Below are 7,934 nucleotides of genomic sequence, written 5' to 3' on the forward strand. Positions count from 1 at the left end.
CCAATCAAGTTGATGATATTCTCAAACCTAAATAAGGTTTCGAACACTTATGATTACAAATCTGCGCTATCGGGGTTTTGGAGAAAATATATTATCTATGATATCGGATTTTCTATTTTCATTTTTTCTTAATCCTGATTTGGCTCCTCGTCTATAAATTGTAAATTCACCTCATTAGATATCCTCATTTTTCGCTTCTTTTCCATTTCAGCACTAAAAAAAGTTTCAAGACTTATTTCATTATCGAATAATTGCCAAACATCATCTTCTGGAAAATGTTCCAAAATAAAATCGTTTGGATCATCTAAAAAATACCTGAAATTCCAAAAATCAACTTCTCCTTCATTGGTAAGAGCGGATCCCCTTCCCCAAGTTACATCAATTAATTCCCATTTGTCATAAATTTTTACTGCATTCCAAGCGTGATTTGGCTCAGTTAACTTTTCGCCATGGTAAAAACCATTTGCTTTAGCGTACCCATTAATTACTGCGCATTTTATATTTGCATAATCACACATTACCTTAAACAAATTTGCATATCCTGCACACACGGATTTTTTATTTTCTAAAGTAGCAACTGCAGAAACATCAATTTGCCTATTGTTTCTAAATGCATCCCAATCATATTTAATATTATCTACTATCCAAAAATAAATTCTTGCAGTAATTTCAGTTTTCGTTTTAGCATTTTTTTTAAGATATAAAGTCAATGTTTCTATATTTAAAGTTTCTGATTCTGGAACTTCTTTTACATATTTCTCGATATGATCAAAATTCTTCATCTGAGAATAATTACAAATCGAAATAAATAAAAATATCAGGACTATTATTCTTTTTATCATTATGTTTTTGGTATACATTGACAAACCATTTTTGTTCCCCAATATACAAATTCCCACAATTGAAAAAATCAATCCTCATATTAAAAACAAATTTCTCATAAAACCAAAATTCGCGTGAGGGATAGAGGCGATATCCTTTTATGAAGCGACAGCGGAATAAAAGATATAGCCGAAAGCCCGGCCCTTGGGACACGCCCAAACAATATGAAAACTTTAATAAACGTATTTTGCGCTACTTCTTCAAAAATTAGTAATTTTGAAAAATCAAGTCTAATATCCAACTTATTATGAAATATCATCAAATAAACAGCGCTATTTTTGTAAAAAACCGCAGAAAATTTACGGCAGAAATGAAACCTAACAGTGTTGCCGTTTTCAACTCGAATGACATTTACCCAATTAGTGCCGACAGCACAATGCCTTTTGCACAGCACAGGGATATTTTTTATCTGAGTGGTGTGGATCAGGAAGAAAGTATTTTGCTTTTGTTTCCGGATGCTCCTTATGAAAACCAAAAAGAGATTTTGTTTTTGAAAGAAACCAGCGAGCATATCGCGATTTGGGAAGGTGAAAAACTGACTAAGGAACGTGCTTTTCAGGTTTCGGGAATCAGAACGGTTTATTGGCTTCAGGATTTTCATAAAATTTTGAACGAAATGATGACGTATGCAGACACGATGTACATTAATACTAATGAACATTACCGTGCGGTTGTTGAAACGGAAACCCGCGAAGCCCGTTTTGTAAAATGGTGGAAAGAAAAGTATCCGGCACACAATGTGGCGAAAAGCAACCCAATTTTACAGCGCATTCGTTCTGTAAAAGAAAGCGAAGAGATTGATCTGATTCAGAAAGCCTGTGATATTACAGAGAAAGGTTTCCGCAGATTGCTTCCTTTCGTGAAACCCAATGTTACCGAATATGAAATTGAGGCCGAATTGATTCATGAATTCATCCGTAACCGTTCAAAAGGTTTTGCTTATACACCGATTATTGCTTCGGGAAATAATGCCAACGTTTTACATTATATCGAAAACAATCAGCAATGCAAAACCGGAGATTTGATTTTGCTGGATGTTGCTGCAGAATATGCTAATTATTCCAGCGATATGACGAGAACGATTCCGGTTTCGGGAAAATTCTCAGACAGACAAAAAGCGGTTTACAATGCCGTTTTGAAAGTAAAAAGTGAAGCTACAAAAATGCTGATTCCCGGAACGTTTTGGAAACAATATCATGTTGAAGTGGGTAAAATCATGACTTCTGAATTACTTGGCTTAGGTTTAATCGACAAAGCCGATGTTCAGAACGAAAATCCGGAATGGCCCGCTTACAAAAAATATTTCATGCACGGAACGTCTCACCATATGGGACTGGACACGCACGATTACGGATTGCTGCACGAACCCATGAAGGCCAATATGGTTTTTACGGTGGAGCCTGGAATTTATATTCCTGCAGAAGGTTTTGGAATTCGCCTGGAAGATAATGTTGTGATTCAGGAAAATGGAGAACCTTTTAACCTGATGCGCAATATTCCGGTTGAAGTCGATGAGATTGAAACGCTGATGAATTCTTAGTCCAGAGTACAGATTCAATAAGAAAGATAAAAGACGGTTAGCAGAAAATGCTGGCCGTTTCTTTTTTAAATCCTATAATTGATAGAAGTTGATTTAAAATTGAACTGAATAAATGTAATTTTAACTCTAAAAAACTTATATCACTTTTATGGTTTTACGTTTTATTATCTTTGCATCTATAATTTAAAACGTCACTTTTGAAAACTCTTCTATACAAAAACACTAAAATATCGTATACAGATTCTGGCGAAGGAACTGCAATTGTTTTGCTCCACGGCTTTCTGGAGAACAAAAAAATGTGGCAGGATTACGTTACATTATTCTCTAAAAATTATCGCGTGATTACTATTGATTTATTAGGTCATGGCGAATCAGATTGTTTAGGTTATGTACATTCGATGGAAGAAAATGCCAATGTCGTGCACGAGGTTTTAGAACATTTAGATATTCCAAAAGCTATCATCGTCGGTCATTCGATGGGAGGTTATGTTGGTTTGGCTTTCGCCGAATTATATCCAGTGGAAATTCAGAAATTAGTGTTGCTGAATTCGACTTCTAAAGAAGACAGTGCCGAAAAGAAACTAAACAGAACACGTGCCATTAAAGCGGTAAAACAGAACTATGTGAGTTTTGTTAGTTTAGCAATTGCGAATTTATTCAGCGAAAACAACAGGACCCGTCTTGTAAAAGAAATTGAAAAAGTAAAAACAGAAGCATTAAAAACACCTTTGCAGGGAATTGTGGCTTCGCTTGAAGGAATGAAAATCAGAAAAGACAGAGAAAGTATTTTGAAACAGAATCTTTTTCCGTGTTTATTGGTCTTGGGTAAAAAAGATCCTGTTTTAAATTACGATGAAAACATTTCTCAAATTGAGAATAGCAGTGTAGGACTTGTATCCTTTGAAGATGGACATATGAGCCAGATTGAAAACAAGCAGGAATTGAAAAAGGTTTTATTTGAATTTTTTAAAAATTAAAGTTCTTCAGACAAAAAAGACCGTTCATTAATCTGAAACGGTCTTTTTCTCATTATCGGGGGCAAAATTTTATATCAGATTATATTTTGTTAAATACTACATAGAATGTATTTCCATGTTTTTAACAAGCGTCAAAGGTATTTGTAATAATTATAACTATACATTAAACAATTGTTAAAAAAAATAAAATTATAAGTGTGCTAATCACTTTTATTTATCTCACAAATTTTTATTATTTTAAAATAAATTATATAAAAAAGGTATACAAAAAACCCGTATCATGCAAAATATTAGCTAGCTTTTGGAATTATGTAGAGTGATAAAGCAAAAATTAATAAGCTATTTATATTCATTTAATAATCAGGCTTGCTGATTAGAATATTTGACTGCTTTCATCAAACCTTTTCTGAATCCCATCGACTTCCAAAGTATGTTTTTTCAAAATAATTTCTTTTATTAAAAAAATCATTACAACTATTAAAACTGCTGTACAGAAAGTAAAGAGACCGCTAAAAATCAAAAGCTTACTTTTAGAAATGCCATTGTTTAAATAGAAAAGGTAATCCTCTTGGCGATACAATTCTTTGAAGCCCAAACTCATTAAAAAACCGAAAGTATGAAATGTTATAAAAAAATAGTCAATGCCTGCTAATAATACAGCAATCGCAAACAGCCAAATTAATTACCAATGTGGTTTTAAAAAATTCGAATATGTTTAATAGCTTTCTAATATTTAATTTATTTTTTCTTCAAAGGGAATATTGACATCGAAAATCTCATTCAATAACACTATAATTTCTTCCAAATAATTATTTAAAATATCTTTTGTCACAGTAATATTCAATTCCTTATCTTCTTTATATCCAAAAGGCAAAAAGCCTGACTTTAAATTTTTAAAGGAAATAATTCCAGCTTCAACAGGGATATTTCCTGCTTCGGTTTCAAACATATAGGCATAAGCTAATACCTGAATAATTTTATCATTTTTAAGCTCCTGAGTCAATCCGTTCCATGATTTAAGGACTACGTTAGCTTTTTCAACTTTTCCTGTCTTATAATCGATTATTCGTATTTTTCCATTGCGCAGCTCGATCCTGTCTACGTTTCCTTTAATTAAAACAGGAAATGGCAATTTTGGATGCTCCATTAGACGTTCAAAAGTTTTTTCCAAAGCAATAATTTTAATTGCATCTCCGTTTTTAATTGCTTCCAGTTCCATTTTTAAGAAATTAGAAACATTTCTTTTAGCAACCTCGAAAGCCAGAAGATTTCGGCCTTTTTTGATTTCACCTTCTTTATAAACCAATTTAAACTGTCTTAACACCTCGTCATCCAATAATTTAAAACAATTTAAAATATCAGATTCTGAAATAAACTTACCAGCGAATGGTTCGTACAAGTTTTTTAAAGTTTCATGTATTATGGTTCCAAGCGTATTTAAGGCAATTTTCTCCTCTACTTCTTCAACTTCCCTTATTCTGAGTATTTTTTGAAAATAAAAATCAATCGGATTACGTATATAACTCGTCAAAGCCGAAGGTGAGAAGCCTGTAGTAGCAATTTCTTTTAAACGCACCATTACGGCTTCAGATTTTGGAATCAACATTGGCTTGTAAGCAGTTGTTGGTAAAACCGGATTGTAAATATCAAAAGTCAAATTATGTTTTGGCTGTTTTTCGACTTCTAATTGTGTGATAAAACGGCTGCGTTCACCAGCATCCAATCCGTCATTTTCGGTATTATAAATCAGATAAATATTTTTAGCTCTTTGCAACAGATGATAAAAGTGATAGGTATAAATTGCATCCTTCTCCTTAAAAGTTGGCAGGCCAAGTTCTCTTTTCACATCATATGGAATAAAGGAATTTTGAGATTTTCCTGCCGGAAATTTGCCTTCATTCATTGAAGTTACGATTACAGTATCAAAATCCAAAACACGACTTTCTAATACTCCCATAATCTGCAGGCCATTTAAAGGCTCTCCTTCAAACGAAACTTCTACAACATCTATTACTTGCTTATAAATCGCATACAAAGTCTGGATATTATCTATATGAGCATGTTGAGAATAATAATTTATTAATTTATTAATCACTTTAAAAATAGAGAAGACAAAAGTTTTTGCGATTTTTTCTTCCTCATTATCATTACTGAAATTCTCTTTTATTAAAAGTAAAAGTGTCGAGATATTTTCCAGAACAGCCAAAGATCCATTTTCCCATTTTTGAAAAAGCAAACTGAACATATTTGATGGATTCAAATTAAGTTCATTTAATTTTGAATAGGTAATAAAAGTATAGTTATTCTCTTTTATAATTTTAACTAATTGACTTGTTTTGGAATAAGGTTCAATCAATGGATGTGTCAAAACATCGAGTACATCCTTATAATAAAAAACATAATTCGCGCCATTTCTGGAAAGCGCATTTGTATGCATCTTAAACAATTTTGCAATTAAAATTTGCGAAGGATTGTTTTTACCAGAATAACCCATCGTAATATTTAGTGCACCCACTGTTGAAGGCAAAGAATACAAAATTGGCATTAGTAGATTTTCTTCACCCAATACAATAGCAACTTTATCCAATGAAGAATCTGGGTTTTGATTGATTATACTTTCAACGATAGCGCCTGCAAGTTTTGCCTGACCTATAGTTTTTGGGGTTCCAATCACTTGTATGTTTTTTGATTGAGAGAAATCATCTACAATCCATTCGAAAGAATTCGATTTATAATATTTCCAATTTTCTTTAAAGCGCCGAACAAAAAGGCCTGCATCGTGATAAGGATCGTTTAAGAAAGTTTGATCAATATCCCAGTAAATTTTTGCCTGATCCAGTGCCAAAAGATGTTGCACTATTTTTTCTTCTGCAGCGTTTAAAGCATTAAAACCTGCAAAAATATAAGTAAGACTGGAAGTAGTATTCGAAAAGTGATTTAAATTATTTACTGCTTCCCGATAAATTAAACCCTGGTATCCGATCCCTTTATTCAACAAATGACTGTAGAGAGATTCATAATACATGGGCAGCAATTTCCAAAAATCTATATAGTTTTCTAAAAGCTTGGTTTTATTTTCAACCTCTATGCCCCATTTTTTTATGTCTTCAATATCGTTAAGATATGACAAGACGTGGGATGGCTCTAAAAGATAACGATCAATTTCGTTAAAATCCTGCAAAAGAGTTTTGGCCCAATTAGCAAACAGCTCAAAAGATTGCTGATGCTGCTTATCTGTAACAGAAAGATATACTTCATAAAATTCAAATAACAATTCAATTGAATCAACAGAACGCACAGAAGCAAGATCTTGGATAAATTCTTCAATTGAAATAATATTAGGACATAAAATTGTTTGTGTAATTTGATTCTTCAATGCTTCAATCAAAAAAACTTTGGCCCTTTTATTAGGCAACACAATTGTAATTTCAGAAAACTTATCTGAATAATCCTGAATTACAGAAAAGGCAATTTTCTCAAGGAAGGAAATGTTTATCATTTTATAAAAATAAAAAAAGCCATTCAATTAAGAATGGCTTTTTAAAATTATTTAGAAAAGTAAATTATAGTTTACCTTCATATTTAGAACCAATGTGTTTGATCTCAGTTCTTCTGTTTTGAGCTTTCCCTGCAGGTGTTTTGTTAGTCGCAACTGGCATAGATTCTCCAAATCCTTTAGAAACTAAATTATCAACACTTACTCCTCTTTCGATTAAAGCATTCATAACAGCTGTTGCTCTTTCTTCAGAAAGTTTTTGATTTAATGCATCCGAACCATCACTATCTGTGTGACCTTCAATACTAAATTTAGCATTTGGATAGTTTACAAGTATTGCTTTAATTGCATCTAATCTAGCTGGAGTTTCTTTATCTCCTACTTTGAAAGTTGCTTTACCTGAGTTAAAGTATACTGCTCTAGCCTGAACTCTAAGTTCTTCTAAAACTTCAGTAGTTACTTCAGGACAACCTCTATTGCTAGCAGGACCAGCTACAGTAGGACAATCATCATCTTTGTCAAGAACACCATCTTTATCAGCATCTAAGAATGGACAACCACCGTTTTCTCTTGGACCAGCAACTGTAGGACATTTGTCATCTTTATCAGCAACACCATCTCCGTCAGTATCAGGACAACCTTTTAATGCAGCTAAACCAGCAACATCTGGACAAGCATCATCTTTATCAGCAATTCCGTCTCCGTCAGTATCAGGACATCCGTTTAATGCAGCTAAACCAAATACATCTGGACAAGCATCACTAGCGTCAACGATTCCGTCACCGTCAGTATCAGGACAACCATTGAATTGTTTCAAACCAGCAACATCCGGACAAGCATCATCTTTATCATAGATTCCGTCTCCATCAGTATCTTTACCTCCAAATTTGAAAACTAAACCAGCTGTGTGTTGAAAGTGAGATGGAGCATCTGGAGTTCCAGAAGCATCTTGTCTATCTCCACCAACAGCCCATTTGTATCTACTAGCAAGTTCAAGACCAATAGCATCTGTAAACCAGAAAGTTAAACCAGCACCTGG

Annotated in this window: 5 protein-coding genes; 2 read left to right on the forward strand and 3 right to left on the reverse strand. The window is 33.2% G+C overall.

The window, feature by feature from the left end:
- Positions 1-128: 128 nt before the first annotated feature.
- The gene (locus ABI657_RS18540) at positions 129-782 is read right to left on the reverse strand and encodes a transglutaminase domain-containing protein (RefSeq protein WP_348098757.1); all 654 of its coding nucleotides are present in this window, start codon (positions 780-782) and stop codon (positions 129-131) included.
- A 347-nt stretch (positions 783-1,129) separates the two neighbouring features.
- On the opposite strand from ABI657_RS18540, the gene ABI657_RS18545 reads away from it, so the two are divergent.
- Positions 1,130-2,422: an aminopeptidase P family protein gene (locus ABI657_RS18545; protein WP_348098758.1), complete on the forward strand. Its 1,293-nt coding sequence runs from the start codon at positions 1,130-1,132 to the stop codon at positions 2,420-2,422.
- A gap of 197 nt (positions 2,423-2,619) precedes the next feature.
- Positions 2,620-3,399 (forward strand): alpha/beta hydrolase, encoded by a 780-nt coding sequence (locus ABI657_RS18550; RefSeq protein ID WP_348098759.1) that lies wholly within the window; start codon positions 2,620-2,622, stop codon positions 3,397-3,399.
- Between the two features lie 733 nt (positions 3,400-4,132).
- Here ABI657_RS18550 and ABI657_RS18555 read toward each other — a convergent pair.
- Both ABI657_RS18555 and ABI657_RS18560 read right to left on the reverse strand, forming a co-directional pair.
- A complete protein-coding gene (locus tag ABI657_RS18555; RefSeq protein ID WP_348098760.1) occupies positions 4,133-6,898 on the reverse strand; it encodes a PD-(D/E)XK nuclease family protein in 2,766 nt (921 codons plus the stop codon).
- Positions 6,899-6,962: 64 nt separating this feature from the next.
- A partial coding sequence (locus ABI657_RS18560) for an OmpA family protein (protein ID WP_348098761.1) occupies positions 6,963-7,934 on the reverse strand: 972 nt, incomplete at its 5' end.

It is taken from the genome of Flavobacterium sp., assembly GCF_039930565.1.
Classification (GTDB): domain Bacteria; phylum Bacteroidota; class Bacteroidia; order Flavobacteriales; family Flavobacteriaceae; genus Flavobacterium.

Coding starts and splice junctions, on each gene's coding strand:
- ABI657_RS18540 (WP_348098757.1), bottom strand. CDS start 782: ATGAAGAATTTTGATCATATCGAGAAATATGTAAAAGAAGTTCCAGAA.
- ABI657_RS18545 (WP_348098758.1), top strand. CDS start 1,130: ATGAAATATCATCAAATAAACAGCGCTATTTTTGTAAAAAACCGCAGA.
- ABI657_RS18555 (WP_348098760.1), bottom strand. CDS start 6,898: ATGATAAACATTTCCTTCCTTGAGAAAATTGCCTTTTCTGTAATTCAG.